Origin of the sequence: Chitinophaga niabensis (assembly GCF_039545795.1) — a bacterium.
Classification (GTDB): Bacteria; Bacteroidota; Bacteroidia; order Chitinophagales; family Chitinophagaceae; genus Chitinophaga; species Chitinophaga niabensis_B.
On sequence record NZ_CP154260.1, the window covers coordinates 6,078,998 to 6,098,876 of the forward strand.

21 protein-coding genes, 1 tRNA gene and 1 pseudogene are annotated in these 19,879 nt (G+C 46.3%); 13 read left to right on the forward strand and 10 right to left on the reverse strand.

The window, feature by feature from the left end:
• Positions 1-11 precede the first annotated feature (11 nt).
• Positions 12-911: an SAM hydrolase/SAM-dependent halogenase family protein gene (locus tag AAHN97_RS24275; protein ID WP_343304689.1), complete on the forward strand. Its 900-nt coding sequence runs from the start codon at positions 12-14 to the stop codon at positions 909-911.
• Positions 908-1,294, forward strand: coding sequence for an acyl-CoA thioesterase (locus AAHN97_RS24280; protein ID WP_343304690.1), 387 nt, complete (start codon positions 908-910; stop codon positions 1,292-1,294). Before AAHN97_RS24275 ends, AAHN97_RS24280 begins: the two co-directional genes overlap by 4 nt.
• Positions 1,295-1,298: 4 nt before the next feature.
• Here the strand turns inward: AAHN97_RS24280 and AAHN97_RS24285 are convergent, their stop codons facing one another.
• The 7 genes from AAHN97_RS24285 to rimP all read right to left on the reverse strand — a co-directional run bounded on the left by AAHN97_RS24285 (position 1,299) and on the right by rimP (position 11,478).
• Positions 1,299-1,631, reverse strand: a complete 333-nt coding sequence (locus AAHN97_RS24285; protein ID WP_343304691.1) for a hypothetical protein — start codon at positions 1,629-1,631, stop codon at positions 1,299-1,301.
• Between the two features lie 48 nt (positions 1,632-1,679).
• On the reverse strand, positions 1,680-2,183 hold the full coding sequence (locus AAHN97_RS24290; protein ID WP_343304692.1) for a SixA phosphatase family protein: 504 nt from the start codon (positions 2,181-2,183) through the stop codon (positions 1,680-1,682).
• A 161-nt stretch (positions 2,184-2,344) separates the two neighbouring features.
• Entirely contained in the window at positions 2,345-4,192 is a 1,848-nt protein-coding gene (locus AAHN97_RS24295) for an amidophosphoribosyltransferase (protein WP_343304693.1), read from the reverse strand.
• Positions 4,193-4,680: 488 nt separating this feature from the next.
• On the reverse strand, positions 4,681-6,075 hold the full coding sequence (locus AAHN97_RS24300) for a peptidylprolyl isomerase (RefSeq protein WP_343304694.1): 1,395 nt from the start codon (positions 6,073-6,075) through the stop codon (positions 4,681-4,683).
• 116 nt (positions 6,076-6,191) lie between these two features.
• The gene (infB, locus tag AAHN97_RS24305; protein ID WP_343304695.1) at positions 6,192-9,680 is read right to left on the reverse strand and encodes a translation initiation factor IF-2; all 3,489 of its coding nucleotides are present in this window, start codon (positions 9,678-9,680) and stop codon (positions 6,192-6,194) included.
• Positions 9,681-9,749: 69 nt separating this feature from the next.
• Positions 9,750-10,997 carry a transcription termination factor NusA gene (gene nusA / locus AAHN97_RS24310; protein ID WP_074241722.1) on the reverse strand — a complete coding sequence of 416 codons (1,248 nt, stop codon included), beginning with the start codon at positions 10,995-10,997 and terminating at the stop codon, positions 9,750-9,752.
• Between the two features lie 16 nt (positions 10,998-11,013).
• Complete coding sequence (gene rimP / locus AAHN97_RS24315; protein WP_343304696.1) at positions 11,014-11,478, reverse strand: ribosome maturation factor RimP; 465 nt, start codon at positions 11,476-11,478, stop codon at positions 11,014-11,016.
• Between the two features lie 201 nt (positions 11,479-11,679).
• Between rimP and AAHN97_RS24320 the strand changes: the two genes are divergently transcribed.
• Genes AAHN97_RS24320 through AAHN97_RS24330 form a run of 3 tightly spaced genes read left to right on the forward strand, consistent with a single transcriptional unit; the run spans position 11,680 to position 12,636 of the window.
• Complete coding sequence (locus AAHN97_RS24320) at positions 11,680-11,976, forward strand: DUF2752 domain-containing protein (RefSeq protein ID WP_343304697.1); 297 nt, start codon at positions 11,680-11,682, stop codon at positions 11,974-11,976.
• A gap of 7 nt (positions 11,977-11,983) precedes the next feature.
• On the forward strand, positions 11,984-12,337 hold the full coding sequence (locus AAHN97_RS24325) for a TM2 domain-containing protein (RefSeq protein WP_343304698.1): 354 nt from the start codon (positions 11,984-11,986) through the stop codon (positions 12,335-12,337).
• Between the two features lie 53 nt (positions 12,338-12,390).
• On the forward strand, positions 12,391-12,636 hold the full coding sequence (locus AAHN97_RS24330; RefSeq protein ID WP_343304699.1) for a hypothetical protein: 246 nt from the start codon (positions 12,391-12,393) through the stop codon (positions 12,634-12,636).
• On the opposite strand, the gene AAHN97_RS24335 is transcribed toward AAHN97_RS24330, so the two are convergent.
• Positions 12,637-13,254: an HAD family hydrolase gene (locus tag AAHN97_RS24335; protein ID WP_343304700.1), complete on the reverse strand. Its 618-nt coding sequence runs from the start codon at positions 13,252-13,254 to the stop codon at positions 12,637-12,639.
• A gap of 131 nt (positions 13,255-13,385) precedes the next feature.
• Between AAHN97_RS24335 and AAHN97_RS24340 the strand changes: the two genes are divergently transcribed.
• A tRNA-Ile gene (locus tag AAHN97_RS24340) sits at positions 13,386-13,459 on the forward strand.
• Between the two features lie 123 nt (positions 13,460-13,582).
• Here the strand turns inward: AAHN97_RS24340 and AAHN97_RS24345 are convergent.
• Positions 13,583-14,143, reverse strand: coding sequence for a hypothetical protein (locus AAHN97_RS24345; RefSeq protein ID WP_343304701.1), 561 nt, complete (start codon positions 14,141-14,143; stop codon positions 13,583-13,585).
• 425 nt (positions 14,144-14,568) lie between these two features.
• Between AAHN97_RS24345 and AAHN97_RS29005 the strand changes: the two are divergent.
• The 7 genes and pseudogenes from AAHN97_RS29005 to purU form a co-directional block, all read left to right on the forward strand.
• Positions 14,569-14,739: pseudogene (locus AAHN97_RS29005) on the forward strand (winged helix-turn-helix domain-containing protein); the annotation flags it as partial.
• A 121-nt stretch (positions 14,740-14,860) separates the two neighbouring features.
• Positions 14,861-15,235: a hypothetical protein gene (locus tag AAHN97_RS24350; RefSeq protein ID WP_343304702.1), complete on the forward strand. Its 375-nt coding sequence runs from the start codon at positions 14,861-14,863 to the stop codon at positions 15,233-15,235.
• A 110-nt stretch (positions 15,236-15,345) separates the two neighbouring features.
• Positions 15,346-16,143, forward strand: coding sequence for an MbnP family protein (locus tag AAHN97_RS24355; RefSeq protein WP_343304703.1), 798 nt, complete (start codon positions 15,346-15,348; stop codon positions 16,141-16,143).
• Positions 16,144-16,149: 6 nt separating this feature from the next.
• Positions 16,150-17,145, forward strand: coding sequence for a cytochrome-c peroxidase (locus tag AAHN97_RS24360; RefSeq protein ID WP_343304704.1), 996 nt, complete (start codon positions 16,150-16,152; stop codon positions 17,143-17,145).
• Complete coding sequence (locus AAHN97_RS24365; protein WP_343304705.1) at positions 17,142-18,041, forward strand: transporter; 900 nt, start codon at positions 17,142-17,144, stop codon at positions 18,039-18,041. The genes AAHN97_RS24360 and AAHN97_RS24365 overlap by 4 nt, the downstream gene beginning before the upstream one ends.
• Positions 18,042-18,125: 84 nt before the next feature.
• Positions 18,126-18,560 (forward strand): SRPBCC family protein, encoded by a 435-nt coding sequence (locus AAHN97_RS24370; RefSeq protein ID WP_343304706.1) that lies wholly within the window; start codon positions 18,126-18,128, stop codon positions 18,558-18,560.
• A gap of 82 nt (positions 18,561-18,642) precedes the next feature.
• On the forward strand, positions 18,643-19,461 hold the full coding sequence (gene purU, locus AAHN97_RS24375) for a formyltetrahydrofolate deformylase (protein ID WP_343304707.1): 819 nt from the start codon (positions 18,643-18,645) through the stop codon (positions 19,459-19,461).
• Between the two features lie 30 nt (positions 19,462-19,491).
• On the opposite strand, the gene AAHN97_RS24380 is transcribed toward purU, so the two are convergent.
• The gene (locus AAHN97_RS24380) at positions 19,492-19,848 is read right to left on the reverse strand and encodes a hypothetical protein (protein ID WP_343304708.1); all 357 of its coding nucleotides are present in this window, start codon (positions 19,846-19,848) and stop codon (positions 19,492-19,494) included.
• Between the last annotated feature and the right edge of the window lie 31 nt (positions 19,849-19,879).

Here is a 19,879-nt window from a genome sequence, read left to right on the forward strand (position 1 = left end):
AATTTTATTACATGAAACCATTGCATGTACTCCTCCTGGCGCTAACAATCTGCTATAACGCCGCTTCCGCACAATCCAAAGCCCTCGTTCTCCAAACAGATTTCGGCCTGAAAGACGGTGCCGTATCTGCCATGAAAGGAGTAGCCTTTGGCGTATCCAACGAGCTGAAGATCTTTGATCTCACCCACGAAATTCCCGCCTACAACATCTGGGAAGCTGCATACCGGCTGGAACAAACAGCTCCTTACTGGCCCGCAGGCACTGTATTCGTATCAGTAGTAGACCCTGGCGTAGGCTCTGAAAGAAAATCAGTAGTACTGCAAACCAATAGCGGCCATTATTTTGTAACCCCGGATAATGGCACACTCACGCTGATCGCAAAACACCTGGGTATCAAAGCCCTTAGGGAAATAGATGAAAAACGCAACCGGCTGCCGGGTTCTTCAGCATCTTATACTTTTCATGGCCGTGACGTATACGCCTATACGGGAGCGAGGCTTGCAGCGGGTGTGATCCCTTTTGATTCCGTTGGCCCCGCCTTACCCAATTCAGTTGTAAGCATTCCTTATCAGCAGGCTGAATTCAGGCAAGGCACTATCTATGGTAATATTCCCATCCTGGATATCCAATATGGTAACGTGTGGACGAATATTGATGCAGCCACACTAGCCAAACTAAACCTGAAATATGGTGATCAGCTGAGTATCCGCATCCTGCATAATAAAAAGCAGGTGTTTGCAGGGATTATGCCATATGTCACTACCTTTGCTGCTGTAAAAGAAGGTTTACCACTGGCCTATCAGAACAGCCTGATGAACCTTTCCTTCGCCATTAATTACGGCAACTTTGCAGAGAAGCATAAAGTAGCCAGCGGCCCTGAATGGATTGTAGAAGTAAAATCAAACAGATGAGCAACGAACAAAAGATACTATCCTCGGAAACACGCATTTTCAAAGCCGTATTCCCCAACACCACCAATCATTACGATACCCTTTTCGGCGGTACCGCCATGCAGCTGATGGATGAAGTGGCCTTTATCACGGCCACCCGTTATTCCCGCAAACGCATGGTCACCGTGTCTTCAGACAAGATTGATTTTAAAAAGCCCATTCCCGGCGGAACCATTGTGGAACTGATCGGTAAAGTGATCCACACAGGGAACACCAGTCTTAAAGTTTCGGTAGAAATTTTTGTGGAGGAAATGTATTCAGAAGAAAGATATAAAGCCATCAGTGGTACATTCACCTTTGTGGCCATTGATGAATACAAACGCCCTGTGCCCATTGATGCCTGATCCACTACAGGATCGTTGCCCGCAGGCTGAGGTAAACATAAAACACAAACAAACCCGTTGCCAGTAATCCGATGATCCCTACGCGGATAGTTTTCCTGTATGCGATCAATAGGAAGGCAAAGACCACTACAGTGATCACATTCATGAGGTTAACAGCAAAAACTACCTGGGTGATCTTATTGAGGATGCCAGGCCACTTTTCGGCCATTGTTCTGCCGGTTTCCGTTTGCCTGCTAAAGTAAAATCCTAGAATCTGGAACAGCATCAGCATGGAACCTGCTAATACATAAATGATCATGAAACGATCGATCCTGCGTGCTAATTTTTCTTCGTCCATACTTTTGATAAGCTATCGTGCTCCAAACTACTTAAATATTCCCAAATACTATACGATGCCCTCACTCTTTGGATAATCGAAGAAAAGGAAACGTTTCTTTGCGCGGTCAAAATCTTCCCAGTGGTCCGTTTCGGCTTCTATACCAAAGATGCCGGTGGTGGGAACATTATCGATGCGGATCTCTTCCGTGAGGTAATTGGCAAAATCAGTGATCCCGGGGTTATGGGCAAAAATGGCCACTGCTTTAAAATCATCATCAATTTTAGTGATCACTTTAAGGAAAGTGGAGGCATAACAGAGATACAACTCCTCCTCCAGTAAAATAGCCTCTTTTGGATATTTCCATTCTTTGGCCATGATACGGGCAGTAGAGCGGGCACGTTTGGCCGGGCTGGAAATGATCAATTCCGGAACCGTTCCCCTGGTGAGTAGCCTTGTTGCCATTTCAGGGGCATTCAGTTTTCCCCGTTTGTTAAGCGGGCGGTCAAAATCATCCATGTCCGGATCGTTCCAGCTTGATTTTGCGTGGCGGATAAGCAACAATGTTTTCATACACATTGTAAACCATTGAGTACAAACACTTATCGAAAATACGGGTTTTTACTGTAAGTTAATGTGTAATGATCTGGAGGGGAAGTTTGGGGCGGGAATTAAGATAAAATTAACATAATTGGTTGGGGAATATATTATTGATAACATATTCCCCTTACCGCTTAGTAACCTCTTTCGTTCTTGCCTTCCATGTAGTTCATAAAGGATTTATTCACTACGCGATTACCACCCGGAGTGGGATAGTTACCGGTGAAATACCAGTCCCCAAGGTTATTGGGACAGCTGGCATGCAAGCTTTCAATATTCTGATAGATCACTTCCACATTAGCAGAAATGCCTGCCGGCGTAATGATCTGTGCAATCTTTTTGGAGATCTCTTCCGGTGTGAATGCTTTGTATACATTCTTCACCACATTCTGCGCATGGAGGGTATTGGTACGCTCCAGTTCTTTACAGAGACCATAGGCTTCCTGCAGGATGTAATCCTTGCCCTGTTCCCTGATCAATGCAATCGCTGCCTGGAAGGCCACAAACTCACCCATCTTACTCATGTCTATACCATAACAGTCCGGATAACGGATCTGTGGGGCAGAGCTCATGATAATGATCCTTTTCGGCCCAAGGCGGTCCAGCATTTTGATGATGCTTTCCCGTAACGTGGTTCCTCTTACAATAGAATCATCTATCACAACAAGGGTATCCGTGCCCGGTTTAACAGTGCCATACGTGATATCATACACGTGCTGCACCATTTCATTTCTGCTGGCATCTTCTGTAATGAAGGTGCGCATCTTCACATCCTTGATCGCAATCTTGTCTATCCTGATCCGGCGGTTCACCATTTCCTGGAGTTTCTCTTCATCGAAATCCTTGCCCCAGGACATGATCCTTTCTACCTTGATCCGGTTCAGGTAATCTTCCAGGCCTTTGATCAGGCCGTAAAAGGCTACCTCTGCCGTATTGGGGATGAAGGAAAAAATAGTGTTACGCAGGTCGTTATCAATCGCTTTCAGTACTGTTTCGGATAAATGATATCCGAGTGCTGAACGTTCTTTATAGATCTTTTCGTCATTTCCGCGGGAGAAGTAGATCCGCTCAAAGCTACAGGCGCGGCGTTCTTTAGCAGGAATGATCTGTTCAATAGAATAATCTCCGTTCTCTTTCACGATGAGTGCAGTACCCGGCATCAGTTCCATTACCTCATTCTCGCCCACGTTAAAAGCAGTACGGATAGCGGCTCTTTCAGAAGCTGCTACGATCACTTCATCATTGATATAATAATAAGAAGGACGGATACCATGCGGGTCGCGGATCACAAAGGAATCTCCGGAACCGATCAGGCCGCAGACGTGGTAACCACCATCGAACATGGAAAATGCCTGTTGGAGGATGGCTTTCACATCCAGGCCGTTCTGGCGTACTTCATCTTCCTTAGCCAGGAAATGGTGTACTACTTCCAGCATGGCGGCCAGGTCACTGTTCTTATGGGTTTCGCCGGGCGATACTTTTACAAAGTTGAAGAGTTCTTCTACATTCACCAGGTTGAAGTTACCCGCCATGGTAAGGTTGCGGGCGGGAATGGTGTTGTAGCGAACGAAGGGATGGCACAACTCAACGTTGTTCTTTCCCTGGGTAGCATAACGGAGATGGCCTAACAGCAATTCTCCCAGGAAGCGCATGTGGCCTTTCAGGAGACCGGGATATTTGGTGATCTCCGGCTGGTATTTTTCTATTTCTGCAATTTCTTCTCTGATCTTGGCGAAGACATCGCCTATGGGTTGGGGTTCACTACTACGGATCCTGTGCATGAAGGGGACTCCTGGTTCCGTGTGCAATTTTACTGCGGCTACTCCTGCGCCGTCCTGACCACGATTGTGCTGTTTTTCCATGAGGAGGTACAGCTTATTCAATCCGTAGAAAACCGTTCCGTGCTTTTGCTGGTAGTAACTGAATGGTTTTCTTAATCTTATGAATGCTAAACCGCATTCATGCTTTATCGCGTCGCTCATGCTGTAAAATTGATTCGCAAAGTTACGCTTAAATTATCAAACTGCCTTCTCTTTAGCAAAGCCTTCACAGTTCTCCCGAGAACGTGCCGGGGGCTTGGATTAGGGGATTTTATTTTTTAGCAGGAAGGAGAGACTTCTAAAAACAGCGGTGATCTGTTGGATTTATCTTTAGGAATGGGCGGATATTTTCTAAAAAACGAAATGGAGATGTTTTCAGGGGATTCTTCTTTAAAACTAAAATCCTGTAGCCTGCACTTCTTCCAAGAACAAAAACTTCGAACCTCTCAGGGATGTCTGTATTTCTTCTTAAAACCCTAAAACCTTTCAGGTACTGATACCTCTTTGCAAAATACACCAAAACCTTTCAGGTGCTGATATTTCTTTGCAAAATACACCCTAACTCAGGCGCTGGTACTTGCCAAAACAAAAATCCCGGACCTCTCTGGGAGGATCCGGGATAGTGTTACTTTATCGTTGTTACGAATAATCTACTTCTGCGCGACCGCTCCTGCCGTCCACTTCGAAACGTTGGCACACTCCGTGTACTCGGGTTCCACGTGAACATAGAAGGTAGGGATCTTGTCCATCAGCCATTTGTTCAGCGCTACTACCTGTTTTTCCTGCAAAGTACGTTGCTGGATACGGGAGTAGTCGTCTTTCAGGTTCTCTCTGTGCGGCTGGGTACGTGTTTTCAGATACACCAGGCGAATGCCTTTACGGCCCTGCTCATCGTCAAACAACATGGGTTTGCTTACGCCACCTGGTTTCAGGGAGTCCAGCATCATTACAATATCCTTGGTGGATGGATCATTCAACTGATCTACTGTAATGTAGGTGCTACCTGTTTGAGGGTTCTGCAGCATACCGCCGTTAAATTTAGCCATTGGCTCATCGCTGTATTTTACAACCGCTTCACCAAAGCTCATTTTTCCGGATATGATGTTCGCTCTTACTGTATCCAGTTTATTCATGGCAGCAGTGATATCTGCTGTTACGATATTAGGTTTGATAAGGATGTGCTGTACTACCACGTTATCCCCGGCACGTTTGATCATTTTGATCAGGTGGTAACCGAATTGGGATTTAACGGGAGAAGACATATCACCTTCCTTCAGACGGAAAGAAGCAGCCAGGAAGTCCGGATCCCAGTTCTTATCATTCCTGTTCAGGGTATAAGTACCGCCGTTTTCTTTCACACCGGGGTCTTCAGAGTAAAGGCTGGCGTATGTGCTGAATTCACCTTCTTTCTTTTCTACTTTGCTTTTGAAATCCAGCAAACGGTCTATGGCATATTTATCCATTTCACGGCTGGCTTTCGGTAAGATCATCAGCTGGCCGATCTCCAGTTCTGATTCATAGAAAGGAAGACTGTCTGCAGGGATCTTTTCAAAGCTGGTCTTTACTTCTGTAGGCGTCACTTTCACCGCATTCACCACCTTGTCGCGCATGGCTTTTGCCAGCATACTTTCCTTGATGGCATCACGGAAACGCTCGCGGAGCTGGTAAATAGTGTAACCCGTTACTTCCGTCATTTTCTCACGACTTCCATAACGTTGTTCAGCCCAACGGATCTGGCTTTCGATACGGCCATCCACGTCAGCTTCACTGATCGGCAAACTATCCCGCTCAGCTTGTAAAACCAATATTTTTTGTGCGATGATTTGTTCAATAGCAGAGCAGGAAGCGTTTGGCGGCAAGGGTTGTCCTTCCAGCGCCTGCTGTTGCATATCTACGAGAGCAGATTCGATGTCCGATTTAAGGACGATCTTGTCTCCCACTTTGGCAACGATCTTATCGGCTACCACTTTCTGCTGTCCCTGTTGTGCTACTGCTACCTGGAAAAGCAGCATAGCGCCTAAGGAGGATACGAGAATTTTTTTCATAGTAACGTTACTGTAATACCAAAATAACCAATAAAAAATTAGCCGTACAAAGACGGCTAATCTATTTAACAAAAATTTCGGTTTTGGAGCGGGCCAGCGGCCCATTCCAAACGATTTTAGAGTGTTCTTTTAACTTCCACCTCTTCGAAACCTTCCACGATGTCTCCCACCTTCAGGTCCGCATAGTTCTTGATGCTCAAGCCGCACTCCATACCGGATACCACTTCTTTCACATCATCTTTATAACGTTTGAGGGACTGGAGTTCACCTGTGTGTACCACAATACCATCGCGAACGATGTTGATACGGGTGTTCCTGTTCAGTTTACCATCCAGCACATAACAACCGGCGATGGTCACCTTGTCGAACTTGTAAGTTTCGCGGATCTCCACGTTGCACACCACTTTCTTCTCGATCTTCGGCTCAAGCATACCTTCCATGGCGCTCTTCAGCTCATCGATCGCATCGTAAATGATGGAGTAAGTGCGGATCTCGATGTTCTCTTTCTCAGCCAGTTTTGCCGCATTCATTGAAGGGCGTACCTGGAAACCGATGATCAAGGCATCTGATGCAGTAGCCAGCAATACGTCTGATTCTGTGATCTGACCTACGCCTTTCAGCACCACGCTCACTACGATCTCTTCTGTAGAGAGTTTCTGCAGGGAGTCGCTCAATGCTTCCACGGAACCATCCACGTCCCCTTTCAGGATCAGGTTCAGTTGTTTAAAGTTACCCAGTGCAAGGCGGCGTCCGATCTCATCCAGGGTAATGTGTTTCTTGGTGCGGATACCTTGCTCCCGCACGAGTTGTGCTCTGCGGTTGGCAACTTCTTTCGCTTCAGATTCATCTTCATATACCTTGAACTTCTCACCGGCCTGTGATGCTCCGTTCAAACCGAGCAACTGAACCGGCGTGGAAGGACCCGCTTTTTCAACCCGCTGACCGCGTTCGTTGAACATAGCCTTGATCTTACCAAAGTGAGCACCGGAAACGATGGTGTCCCCTTGTTTCAGGGTACCGCTGGATACCAGTACGGTTGTTACATAACCGCGGCCTTTATCCAGGGTGGCTTCAATTACTGTACCTGTACCTTCCCTGTCTGGGTTGGCTTTCAGTTCCAGCAATTCAGCTTCGAGCAATATTTTCTCCAATAAAATGTCGATGTTCAAACCACTCTTCGCAGAGATCTCCTGGCTTTGGTATTTACCACCCCAGTCTTCTACCAGGAGGTTCATGCCGGCCAGTTGTTCTTTGATCTTCTCCGGATTGGCGCCGTCTTTATCCACCTTGTTGATCGCAAAGACCATGGGGAGACCAGCAGCCTGGGAGTGGGAGATGGCTTCACGCGTTTGAGGCATGATGGCATCATCCGCAGCCACCACAATTACTGCAATGTCCGCAACTTTGGCACCACGGGCACGCATTGCGGTAAACGCTTCGTGACCAGGTGTATCGAGGAAAGTTACTTTTTTACCGGTGGCGGTAGTTACCTGGTAAGCACCAATGTGCTGGGTGATACCACCAGCCTCACCAGCTACCACATTCGCACTGCGGATGTAATCAAGCAGGGAGGTTTTACCATGGTCAACGTGACCCATGATGGTAACGATCGGTGCACGGGGAAGCAGATCTTCCGGATCATCTACTACTTCTTCATCATCATCGTCCGTTGCATCTTCAATTCCGATAAACTCTACTTCGTATCCGAACTCTCCGGCTACCAGTTCTATTACTTCCGCATCGAGGCGTTGGTTGATAGATACCATGATGCCGAGGCCCATACATTTTGAGATCACTTCTGCAAAGCTCACGTCCATCAGGTTAGCCAGCTCACTTACAGATACGAATTCCGTTACCTGTAATTTTGCTCCTTCTCCGTTTGCAGAACTTTCTCTGCGACTGGCCATTTCCTGGCGTTTGTCGTGACGGCGTTTTGCTTTGGTAGAACGGCCACGGGAGTTGCCACCCAGTTTGGCCATTGTTTCCTTGATCTTATTCTGGATCTCGTTCTTGTCAATTTCTTTATCCTTGTCTTCCGGTCTGCGTGGAGCACCTTGTCCGTAACCACCACCTTGACCCGGACGGGGTTGGCGGGCTTGTAATGGACGGCTGTTGCCAGTACCTGGAGCTCCCGGAGGGCGATTTCCACCTCCTGGTGCACCACCACCTGGTCCACGGTTTCCACCATGTCCTCCACCTGGGCCACGATTATCACGGTTTCCACCATGACCACCGGGTCCACGATTTCCACCATGTCCTCCACCCGGGCCTCCTGGTCCGCGATGACCTCCACCCTGATGAGTGCCTGGTCCTCCGGGACCGCGGTTTTCGCGATTACCCTGGTGTCCTCCGCCTGGTGCATTTTGTCCGCCTTCTTTAGCGAACTCACCTGGTTTGATGGGTTCTGGTTTCTTTTCTATAACGATGCGCTTGCGCTTACGTTTTTCGTCTTTAGAGTTGTTAAACCCTTTACTATTATCCCTGCGATCTTGCTGCACTGGCAGGTCAATCTTTCCGATCACCTTGGGACCAGTGAGTTTATTAGCCTGGATATTTTCGATCACTGCTTTGCTGTTGTCGTCTCCTGATTCGTCTGTTGGTTCATTAGAAACGGGGGGCTGAGGTGTTTCCACTTTGGCAGCCGGCCTTTCTGCTTTTTCTTCTCTCGATGCTTTGGCCTGAGGGGGAGTTTGTTCAGCGGGTTTCTCTTCTGCTTTCGCAGCTGGTTTTTCCACTTTTACTTCCGGTTCCTCTTTTTTGGCGACAGGCACTTCTTTCACTTCAGGAGCAGGCGTTGCTTTCACTTCCGCAACCGGTGCAGTTTCCTGTGGTGCGGGTGTTGGTTTATCCTCAACAGTTTCAGTGTCGTCTTTCTTTTTGGCAGCAGGTTTCTTAGCAGTGCGGTTATCCTTATTCAGCGCATCCAGATCGATAGAGCCCATTATTTTGGGACCATTGATCTTGGGGGCTTCAGGTTTCACTACTTCTTCTGCTTTAGGTGTTTCCTCCACAACAGCTTTTGGTGCAGGCGCTGGTTCCGGTTTAGGTTCCGGTTTTACTTCCTGTACAGGCTGTGGTTGTGGTTTTGGTTCAGGTTGCGGTTCGGGTTTAGGTTCCGGTTTCGCTTCCTGTTTTTCCACCTTTGCTTCCGGTTGCGGTACCACCTTAGGTGCTACAGGTTCCGGTTGTGGCTCAGGTTTGGCAGGAGCCTCTTCTTTCTTTTTAGCAGCAGCGGTATCAGCATCTTCTTTCTCTTTCTTCTTCGCTGCAAGCTCTGCCTCTTCCTTCTCCTTCTTTTTGGCTGCATCCAGCACGGTTCCTTTAGGTAAGGCTATCTGATCACTTTTCTTCTTGTTTGCCTTATCCTGTTGAAACTCATTCTGCAAGGAGTTGTACATCTGGGCTGTGAGACGGGCGTTAGGAGATCCGAATCCGTCCATATCATAGCCCTTATTGGCCAGGAAATCGATGAGCGTTTCCTTTCCAATATTGAATTCCTTGGCCGCAGCCAGCAATCGCGGTGTGTTGTTTGTTACTTCAGGCATATCGTATTCGCGTCCTTCCCGTTTAATCCCCACCAGCCGGCGGAGTAATTCTTTTAACATTTTAACAAATAACTCAATTATCTCTGCAATCAAAAAAGCCTACCACTTGGGAAGGGGTAGCGGACGGCTTTATTCTTTTTCAAATTCTTCCTGCAAAATTCTCCTCACTTCATGTACGGTTTCCTCTTCGAGGTCGGAACGGCGTACAAGTTCTTCCGGAGTCAGATCCAGTACACTGCGGGCAGTGTCGCAACCAATGCGTTTTAATTCATCGATCACCCATGCTTCAATTTCATCCGCGAATTCACCCAGGTCAATGTCAAACTCAGTTTGTTCCTGTTCTTCATCACGGAATACATCTATCTCAAATCCCGTCAATTCGCAGGCCAATTTTATATTCACCCCTTTCTTACCGATGGCCAGTGACACCTGGTCTGGTTTAAGATAAACGGATGCATATTTATTTTCATTGTCTACGTCCATACGGCTAATCCTCGCTGGCGTCAGCGCACGTTGGATCAGCAGTTGTATGTTCGCGGTATAGTTGATAATGTCGATGTTCTCATTGCGCAGCTCACGAACGATACCGTGGATACGGCTACCTTTCATACCTACGCAGGCACCTACGGGGTCAATACGGTCGTCATAAGACTCCACAGCCACTTTGGCTCTTTCGCCGGGTTCCCTTACGATTTTTTTGATCACGATAAGACCATCGAAAATTTCCGGCACTTCAATTTCGAGAAGTTTCGCCAGGAAGGAAGGATGTGTTCTGGAGAGGATGATCAATGGAGAGTTGTTCTTCATCTCCACTTTTTTCACTACCGCCCGCACATTTTCACCTTTTTTGAAATAATCTGTTGGAATCTGCTCGGATTTAGGCAATATTAACTCATTCCCTTCATCATCCAATAATAAAACTTCCTTTTTCCATACCTGGTATACCTCGCCTGTCACGATCTCGCCTACGCGGTCGCCATATTTCTTCACCAGGATATTCTTTTTCAGGTCACCGATCCGGGCAGTCAGCGTTTGTTTGGCTGCCAGGATAGCACGGCGGCCGAAATCCAGGATCTCTACCTCTTCGTACAAGTCTTCTCCTACCTGGTAATCAGGTTCTACCAGGATAGCTTCCGAATATGCGATCTGGGCGTTGTCATCTTCTACCGTACCATCTTCTACGATCATACGGCGGCGGAGGATCTCCAGGTCACCTTTTTCGGTATTTACAATCACGTCAAAGTTCTCATCTGAGCCATATTTCTTACGCAACAGCGTCTTAAACACATCCTCTAACACCTTCATTAGGGTCGGGCGGTCGATATTTTCCGCCTCCTTAAACTCGGTGAATGACTCAATCAGGTTAATACTAGCCATGTTCTGTTATTATTTTTTAAAACACGATGCACACCTTTGTGTGCTTTATTTCGGATAAATTGATATTTGTTTGTTTAATCTCTTTTTTCTTACCTACTGTTTCTTCCAGCACCAGTTCTGTGTCATTGAAGCTCAGCAGCTTGCCTTCCAGCGTGGTGCCGTTCAGCAACATCACTTCCACTTTTCTGCCCACATTCTTTTGGAACTGACGCGGAGACTTTAATGGTTCGTCCAAACCGGGAGAAGATACTTCCAGGGAGAAATCATCTGCCGGAAATAATCCGGCCGCTTCCAGCAGCGGGTATAATTGCCTGTTCAGCGACACCAGCTTGTCGATGGAAGCACCATTATCTGCATCTACAAAGACCTTAATATTATTGGTAGGTTTGATCTTAATATCCACCACAAAATACTCTGGTTTGTCCGCCAGGAGCGAATCCAGCATTTCCCGGATGGGTGCTATCACTTGTTCGTTTGCCATACAAAAAAGAAGAAGGGGACTTTTTCGTCCCCTTCATTTGAATCATTTTTCCACTACAAAATTAGCATTTTATTTCATTACAAAAAGTATTTCTTCTAAATATAATACAGTACAGGCCTTGGGAAAGCCGCAACCACACACATGTTGTTTAATCTTAATAGAAATTGTAAATGCGGTTGGATTACGCTATCTTGTATACACATGCAGCGCTATCTTCCCAAAATAAATATCGAACTGATCGCCTGGACCACCGGCCTGCTCTACCTCGCTATCATCCATCCCGGCGAGGGTTTCACCGGTTTTTGCTTCTTTAAAATGATTGGTTTTGGCGGCTGCCCGGGTTGTGGCCTGGGTACTTCCATCAGTCATCTTTTTCATGGGGAATGGCAGGAAAGCTGGGAAAGTCACAAACTCGGGGTGATTGTATTAGTGGCTTTGTTGTGGCGGATCATTCAACTGATAAAACTTTTCCATATACCATTTAAGCCTGTAAAATAAACGCTATATGAACAACTTCCATTTTGCCATGTTACCTGGCATCGACCATGAAGAGATTATCTGGCTGGAGGAATTAACCAAAAAATACGATGAAGATACGCGCCAGCGCTTCCTGGTCCTTTACCAGACAAGGCGCAAAGATCCCCAAACGATACTGATCACCTGCCTGCTGGGCCTGGTGGCCGTAGCCGGCATTCACCGTTTTTTGATGGACCAGGTGCTGATGGGTATCCTTTACCTGTTCACCGGAGGCTTCTGTTTAGTGGGTACAATTATCGATGCCATGAACTATCGCAAACTCACCTGGGAGTACAATAAACAGGCTTCCATGGATGTTGCAGCGATGATCGGACTTCGTTAAAGAATCCCTAAAATGGGGCAAGAAATGGGAGATACTGTTATCTTTGTGTGATTATGTCAATAGGTAAGTTACTCATCTTTATCATCGTAGGCTGGATCCTTTATAAACTGGTGTTTGAGTTCATCATTCCGGTCTATAATTCTACCAAGCATGTCCGCCGCCAGGTAAGGGATATGCAACAGCATATGCGTGAGCAATTCGAGCAACAGCAGCAGCAACAACAAGCTCCTCCTCCTCAGCAACCTTCTCCCAAACCCAGGGAGAAGGGGGATTACATAGATTTTGAAGAGATCAAATAATCACTTCCTGAAAATATCCAGGATGGTTTTCGGCGCCTGCAGGTGAATAGCCTGTATACCCAGTTCTTTCGCGGCTTCCACGTTAGGAAGTGTGTCGTCAATGAACAAAGTATGCTCCGGCCGGAGATCATTTTCATCGAGGATCAACTGGTAAATTTCCTTCCCGGGCTTGCGAAGGCCCACCAGGTGGGAATAGTATGTTCTGTCGAAAAAGGAAGCGAGGGATGATATGCCCCGGCTTTTTTCCAGGATGGTATTGAATGCTGCCAGGTGAATGGCATTGGTATTGCTGAGCAGGAATAAGTTGTAATGCTGCCGTAACTGCTGCAGCAGCTGCAGCCGGGCTACCGGGTAATCCAGCAACATGGCATTCCAGGCGGTAATGATGGCCTCGTTGGTTACCCCCGCCGGTAAGTGGGCTTTTATTTTTTCCAGGAATTCTTCCTCATTCACTTTACCGGTTTCCAAGTCCTCAAACAGGGAATTGGCATGGAGTTGGGAGAAATGTGTATTGAAATCAGCGATGCCCAGATCGGTGAATGCTTTGTGGGTGAGTTGGTAATCGATATTGAGAAGTACACCCCCCAGGTCGAAAATGATGTGTTGGATTCCTTGCATGGTGCCGCAAAGTTAAGGCCTGAAAGAAAAAAGAAATAATTCTTGGGGGATTGACTAAAAAATATTTAGTTTTGCCGTCCCTGAAAAGGGCCCAATTAAAGTTTATATATATATTTTTGTCCGAAAGGACTGGTCCTATAGCTCAGTTGGTTAGAGCATCTGACTCATAATCAGAGGGTCCTTGGTTCAAGCCCGAGTGGGACCACAAAACCGGAAGTTCATCTTGTATGGATTTCCGGTTTTTTTATGCCTATTCAAAAAAGCTATCCCCCGGCTTTTACGCCGAGGGATAAACTTCATGTCTAAAAGTAACGATAACGCGATCTCATCAAAGTGATAACTCCAGCATTCCTTCATTTCCGGGAAGGTCTGTTGCCTTGGCGCTGATCACTGCTCCGGTGTTGGCCAGTGTAACCGTGTACACCCATTGCCCTCGCTTAACCGGGTTCAGTAATGCATTGCCTTCTTCCAGCAAAACGCCGGCGGAATCAAAGATGCTCACCTTTACGCTGGCTACCCTGAAATCATCTTTCGCATGAACAACGATCGTTGAACCGGGTGTTCCATTGTAATTGGATGCATCGATCTTTTTTACAACAGGGGCTTTCAGATAGTCTCTGAAGGCCATGTTATAGGCAGTACTTCCGAAAGGGGCTATTTTCTCATATTCCTTTTTTAAGTCTGCCGAAGCAATAGCACCCTGTGCGTACAGTACTGCTTCTGCGAACCGCTCGCGGGCTTCTGTTTGTTCTTTTGTAGCTACCGCGCCTTTTTTAACGGACGGCATCTTTACGATATGTGTGTTATTTCCGCGTTTACGGTAAACGAATTGTTTACCTACATTTCCACTTGCACCGCGGACGAGCAAGTTATTGTTTATGTTAGCCATGATAGACTGTTTTAACTGGTAAGAAAAAATTGTTTAAATCTGTGATCCCCGCGCCAGGAGAAAGTTTCCCGGGGTGCTCCTCCCGTTCCACTTAAGCACTGCTCCTTTTGCGGCGATCAATAAGTCAAAATTATATCCAATTCTGTGGGGACTAAAAACGTATGACGCGTTTTGACGCTTTTGACGTTTTTTGTTCATAATAAATTGGTATTCTTTTTCTTATGCTTTATCCTTGCTTCATCCTTGCTTTAAAGTAGCTTAAACCCGCTCCAGGCTGCAACATGAAGCAAGGATGAAGCAAGGATAAAGCTACCATAGCGGGTTTATCTAAAATTCAATACTTTTATGCCCATGGTAAAGACTTCAAAGCAAACGGAAGGATCTGGATAGATGGAAAAGAAGGCGCTTTTCTCGGTTACGGGAGAGTGGAGCTGCTGGAAAAGATCCATGAAACGGGTCCTATCCGTAAGGCGGCGCAGGCCATGAAAATGTCCTACCGGCAGGCCTGGGAGTTCGTTAAACAAATGAATGAACAAACAGAAAGCCCCCTTGTACTAATGAATGTCGGTGGTAAAGGTGGTGGGCAAACACAACTCACCGAAGCCGGATTACGGGCCATTGAAACGTTTAAATCTTTCAATGTTGCTTTTCCTGAAACACAAGTCAACCTGACCAAAATCATTCCCACCAACCACCCCAATTCCTTAGCTTTACAACATGCATCAACGTATCATAGCCACGTTCCTCTTTCTCACCTGGCTCTGCCAGGTCGGGGACCGATATGTAGTGATGCTGGAGTTCTACCTCAATCAATCCTACATTGCGAAGAACCTCTGTGAAAACCGCGCCAGGCCACAGTTGAACTGTAACGGTAATTGCGTGCTTTCAAAGAAGCTCGCAGAAGAACAAAAGAAACAACAGGAGGTTCCTGCTAAAAAAACGGAAAGTAAAGAAATCATTTACCTAAGCTGCAAAACAGATAATACCCTCTCTAACGCATATACTTTATTAAACAACACTTTCATCTTTCCCATATCCATCGGATACCCTGTAGATCAATCAGCCGCTATCTTCCATCCACCCACCGCATAGGCGCATACTCCACATAAATTAAAACTCCCGCATAAACGCAGGCTTATTGTCATGTCTATTGCTGCACCATTCCGCGGCCGGGAATTCTATTGCCTTAAACTCAACAAACTATGCAACAAGCAAAATTACTCATCATATTCCTGTTCATTTTTTCCGCGTGTAAAAAAGATTCCATCGCAACAGATACTTCCAAAGCCACACTCAGCATTCAATTCGATAATGTTGCCGGAGATAAGAACCTCCAACTGAATACCGGTAATTATTCCAACGAAGCAGGAGAACAATTCAATGTTTCCCTGCTGCAATATTTCATCAGTAATATCAAAGTAAAAACAGCCGCAGGTGTGGAATATGTAATTCCGCAGGACAGCAGCTATTTCCTCATCTCAGAAAGTAATCCATCCACACAGTTCGTTAAAGTAAAAGTACCGCAGGGAGATTATGCCAGCATCAGCTTTGTGCTGGGTGTAGATAGCCTCAGAAGCACGATGGATATTGATAAACGCACTGGTGTGTTAGATCCTTCAGGCGGGCATGATGATGGTATGTACTGGGGGTGGAACAGTGGTTATATCTTTTTCAGGATGGAAGGGATTGCTGCAGCAGCTCCCGTTGACCCCAGCGGACAACGTAAATTCAGATACCATATTGGCGGTTTTGGCGGCTACAGTGCCCCAACGATCAACAACATCAGAACGATCAGCGTAGACCTCAATGCAGGTGGCGTGGCAAAAGTGAGAGCAGGCCGACAGCCCAATATCCACCTGATGGTAGATATCCTCAAGGTCTTCAATGGCCCGAATAAAGCCAGCATCGCAGCAAACCCTACTGTGATGTTCAGCGAATTCAGCGGGAAGATTGCCAACAACTTCTCCAGCATGTTCCATCATGATCACACTGAAAACTGATGACCTATGAAACAACTCTTAATCGTACTATCCATATTTATACTCGCCTGTACCAAACAGGACCTGATGGAGCGTTTCTTCGGTTTTAAACAACCGGAGAACTTTCCACCCAGGGTATATAAGAAAGAAGTGACGCAGGCTGGTTTTGAATTAGGGAGGAAGTTATTCTATGAACCCCGGCTTTCCAGGAACAATACTGTCTCCTGTGGAAGCTGTCATATTCAAAGCGCAGCCTTCACACATCATGGCCATGATATCAGCCATGGAATTGACGATCGCCTGGGCAACCGCAACGCCACTCCCATTATGAATATGGCCTGGCACACTACTTTCATGTGGGATGGCGGAGTATTTGACCTCGACCTTCAACCCATCGTTCCCATCACAAACGTGGTGGAAATGGATGAAACGATAGACAACGTATTGAATAAACTACGCAACCACCCACAATACCCTGAGCTGTTTAAAAAGGCTTACGGCAGCACGGAGATCACGTCTGCCAAAATGCTCAAAGCCTTGTCCCAGTTCATGGTGATGCTGGTAAGCGCCAATTCCAGGTACGATAGCGTCAAAACAAAAAAAGCCACCTTCACTGCCGAAGAAGAACAGGGCTATAAGATCTTTCAACAGCAATGCAACAGTTGCCACCAGGAGCCGCTGTTCACAGATCTTTCTTTCAGGAATAATGGCATCGGGCCGGGACCCGCCAATGATGAAGGCAGGGAACCCATCACACTCAACCCGGCGGATAAATTTAAGTTCAAAGTACCCAGTCTACGTAACCTGGCTTATACGGCTCCCTACATGCATGATGGCAGATTCTATTCCCTGGATGCTGTATTAAACCATTACGCAGATGAAGTAAAGGATATGCCCACACTGGATCCTCTGCTAAAGAACGGCATTGCTTTAACAACTACAGAAAAGGCACAGTTAAAAGCTTTCCTGAATACCCTGAACGATAAAATTTTTATAACAGATAAACGATTTGCTGAACAATGAAAAAGATGGCCCTGGTATTTATAGCCTTATTCGTGTACAAGATTTCAGCAGCCTGCGATATCTGCGGCTGCGGAGTAGGCAGTTATTACATCGGGTTGCTGCCTGATTTTAAGCAACGCTTTGCAGGCCTGCGTTATCAATACAAAACCATGCGTTCTCATCTTGGCCCGGGAGGCAGCACTTCTTACCTCACCACAGATGAAACTTACCAGACAGCTGAATTATGGGGCGGCTGGAATATCGGGAAGAAGTTCCGGGTGCTGGGCTTCGTTCCGCTTAATTTCAGTGAACGCAGCAACCAGGGCATATCCAAAAGCAAAACAGGACTGGGAGATATTGCTGTTACAGGATATTATCAGGTGTTCAGCAAAATGAATACGGCGGCGCATTCTTTATGGATCGGTGCAGGTGTGAAGCTGCCTACCGGCAAATATGAGCCTGCGGAAAGAAAAGAAAATGAAGACAGTCCCAATAACTTTCAGCTGGGAACAGCCAGTATGGATTTTACACTGAATGCCATGTACGATATCCGGCTAATGGATATAGGATTGAATACAAACATCAGCTATAAGCTCAACACCCGTAATAAATATGATTATCAATATGGCAATAAGTTCACCGCCAACCTGCTGGTCTATTACAAACTACGGCCGTTGAAAGACCTTTCCATTTCCCCTAATGCAGGTATACTGTATGAAACAGCAGATGAGGATACAGAACAAATAAGGGTCGATGTTTCCGGTGGTTATACTCTGATGGGTACTGCCGGCATAGAGCTTTCTTTTAAACAGTATGCTATCGGCGGTAATTTTCAACCGGTGCTTTCGCAGGAGCTGGCCGGCATGAAAGTAAAAGCAGGGAACAGGACGATGGTACATTTGACTTATTTATTTTAGGCGGAAATCACCCTGAATTTGTCGCGTTTAACCATGTTCTTTCAAATTAAAAGAGCCCACCTTTGTTATACAAAACTCAAGGTTATGAAAAAGAAAACATTCTCTATTACAATTGATGCCCCCGCTGAAAAAGTGTGGGAACAACTCTGGGGTAAAGAAAGTTACCGGGTATGGACAGCTCCTTTCGCCAGCGGATCAGACGTTAAAACAGATTGGAAAAAAGGCAGTAAAGCCGTGTTCGTAGACGGCCAGAACAATGGCATGGTATCCGTGATCGCTGAGAATATTCCTAATGAGTATATGTCCATTAAACACCTCGGCAACATGATCAACGGGGTAGAGGACCTGGACAGTCCGGAAGTGAAAAAATGGGCCGGTTCCGAAGAGAACTATACCCTTAAAACAGTGGGCGACAAAACAGCTTTAACAGTAGAACTGGACCTTCCGGATGAGTTTGAAAATCATTTTGACGAACCCTTTCCCAAGGCATTAAACGAATTGAAAAAACTGGCGGAATGATCATTAAAGCCAGGGTGAAAGAAAACAAAGAAAGCACAATAGCCAGGAAATAGCGGAGAAAATTGTATACTTTCACCCTGCTATGATCATCCTTATCCAATCCAAAGACCAGATAGGCCTTGTTGCCGTTATCTCCGGTATATTAGCCAAGGCCGGCCTCAACATTGTTTCCCTCCGTGAACACGTGGATAAAGTGGAGAACCGTTTTTTCATGCGCATAGAGGCAGAGAACGAAACAGATCCCTTACAGCTGGAAGCTGCCATCCGGCAGGTACTTCCTGAAAAAGCACTCATCACCATCAATCCTAAACAGGAAAAAAAGATCGTATTACTGGTCACGAAGGAATATCATTGCCTCGGTGATATCCTCATCCGTAATTACTTCTCTACCCTCGGGGCAGAAGTGCAAACCGTGATCGGTAATCACACTACACTGGAGGATGTCTGCAAAAGGTTCGGTATTCCCTTTGTGTATATTTCCCACGAAGAAGAACAGTTTGAGGCAAAGATTATGGAACATATTGTGGCACTTGATCCTGATTACATTGTACTGGCCAAGTTCATGCGGATCCTTTCACCTGCTTTCGTAGCAAAGTTCCCGGCCCGCATCATCAATATCCACCATTCTTTCCTTCCTGCTTTTGCCGGTGCCCAACCTTATAAACAGGCATTTGAAAGAGGCGTGAAACTCATAGGTGCCACCTCGCATTTTGTAACAGATCAACTGGATGAAGGGCCCATCATCGCGCAACAGGTCATCCCCGTTAATCACTCTTTTACAGCAACAGATATGGTAAAGGCGGGTAAGGACATTGAAGTATCCGTACTAGCTAAAGCATTGAGACTGGTACTGAACGATAGGGTATTTGTCTATCGCAATAAAACAGTAGTGTTTGAATAAAAAAAGCCCCGGGCAGGGCTTTTTAAAATCTTAATCTTTCTTTGGTGGAGCTGGTGGAGGCGGCGGAGGCATTTTCTCATCCTTCTTAATCACCGGAGGCGATGGTGGCGGAGGCGGCAAGGGCACTTCCTCTTTCTTCACCACCGGAGCTTTGAACTTCACCATTTTACCTTTAGGATTAGAGGCCTCTTTGCTGGAAGCCACGTCTTTTTTAACAATCGGCGGCGTAAGCTTTTCATGTTTCTTCACATCGGCAACTGTCACTTCTTTTTGATGAACAACGGGCGGAGGGAGAGGTGTTTTCTTTGGCGCAGCTTTTTCCTGAGCCAGTAATGGGCTGCCGGCAATTAAACATGCAGCAACCAGGAGGGCGGTGTTTCTGAGCATAAGGAAAGGTTTTTTATTAAGACGCAGCCTT

What these genes read in the sequence shown, in the direction of transcription:
- AAHN97_RS24275 (WP_343304689.1), top strand. Translation starts at nt 12, where the DNA reads ATGAAACCATTGCATGTACTCCTCCTGGCGCTAACAATCTGCTATAAC.
- AAHN97_RS24280 (WP_343304690.1), top strand. Translation starts at nt 908, where the DNA reads ATGAGCAACGAACAAAAGATACTATCCTCGGAAACACGCATTTTCAAA.
- AAHN97_RS24285 (WP_343304691.1), bottom strand. Translation starts at nt 1,631, where the DNA reads ATGGACGAAGAAAAATTAGCACGCAGGATCGATCGTTTCATGATCATT.
- AAHN97_RS24290 (WP_343304692.1), bottom strand. Translation starts at nt 2,183, where the DNA reads ATGAAAACATTGTTGCTTATCCGCCACGCAAAATCAAGCTGGAACGAT.
- AAHN97_RS24295 (WP_343304693.1), bottom strand. Translation starts at nt 4,192, where the DNA reads ATGAGCGACGCGATAAAGCATGAATGCGGTTTAGCATTCATAAGATTA.
- AAHN97_RS24300 (WP_343304694.1), bottom strand. Translation starts at nt 6,075, where the DNA reads ATGAAAAAAATTCTCGTATCCTCCTTAGGCGCTATGCTGCTTTTCCAG.
- infB (WP_343304695.1), bottom strand. Translation starts at nt 9,680, where the DNA reads ATGTTAAAAGAATTACTCCGCCGGCTGGTGGGGATTAAACGGGAAGGA.
- nusA (WP_074241722.1), bottom strand. Translation starts at nt 10,997, where the DNA reads ATGGCTAGTATTAACCTGATTGAGTCATTCACCGAGTTTAAGGAGGCG.
- rimP (WP_343304696.1), bottom strand. Translation starts at nt 11,478, where the DNA reads ATGGCAAACGAACAAGTGATAGCACCCATCCGGGAAATGCTGGATTCG.
- AAHN97_RS24320 (WP_343304697.1), top strand. Translation starts at nt 11,680, where the DNA reads ATGCAGCGCTATCTTCCCAAAATAAATATCGAACTGATCGCCTGGACC.
- AAHN97_RS24325 (WP_343304698.1), top strand. Translation starts at nt 11,984, where the DNA reads ATGAACAACTTCCATTTTGCCATGTTACCTGGCATCGACCATGAAGAG.
- AAHN97_RS24330 (WP_343304699.1), top strand. Translation starts at nt 12,391, where the DNA reads ATGTCAATAGGTAAGTTACTCATCTTTATCATCGTAGGCTGGATCCTT.
- AAHN97_RS24335 (WP_343304700.1), bottom strand. Translation starts at nt 13,254, where the DNA reads ATGCAAGGAATCCAACACATCATTTTCGACCTGGGGGGTGTACTTCTC.
- AAHN97_RS24345 (WP_343304701.1), bottom strand. Translation starts at nt 14,143, where the DNA reads ATGGCTAACATAAACAATAACTTGCTCGTCCGCGGTGCAAGTGGAAAT.
- AAHN97_RS24350 (WP_343304702.1), top strand. Translation starts at nt 14,861, where the DNA reads ATGCATCAACGTATCATAGCCACGTTCCTCTTTCTCACCTGGCTCTGC.
- AAHN97_RS24355 (WP_343304703.1), top strand. Translation starts at nt 15,346, where the DNA reads ATGCAACAAGCAAAATTACTCATCATATTCCTGTTCATTTTTTCCGCG.
- AAHN97_RS24360 (WP_343304704.1), top strand. Translation starts at nt 16,150, where the DNA reads ATGAAACAACTCTTAATCGTACTATCCATATTTATACTCGCCTGTACC.
- AAHN97_RS24365 (WP_343304705.1), top strand. Translation starts at nt 17,142, where the DNA reads ATGAAAAAGATGGCCCTGGTATTTATAGCCTTATTCGTGTACAAGATT.
- AAHN97_RS24370 (WP_343304706.1), top strand. Translation starts at nt 18,126, where the DNA reads ATGAAAAAGAAAACATTCTCTATTACAATTGATGCCCCCGCTGAAAAA.
- purU (WP_343304707.1), top strand. Translation starts at nt 18,643, where the DNA reads ATGATCATCCTTATCCAATCCAAAGACCAGATAGGCCTTGTTGCCGTT.
- AAHN97_RS24380 (WP_343304708.1), bottom strand. Translation starts at nt 19,848, where the DNA reads ATGCTCAGAAACACCGCCCTCCTGGTTGCTGCATGTTTAATTGCCGGC.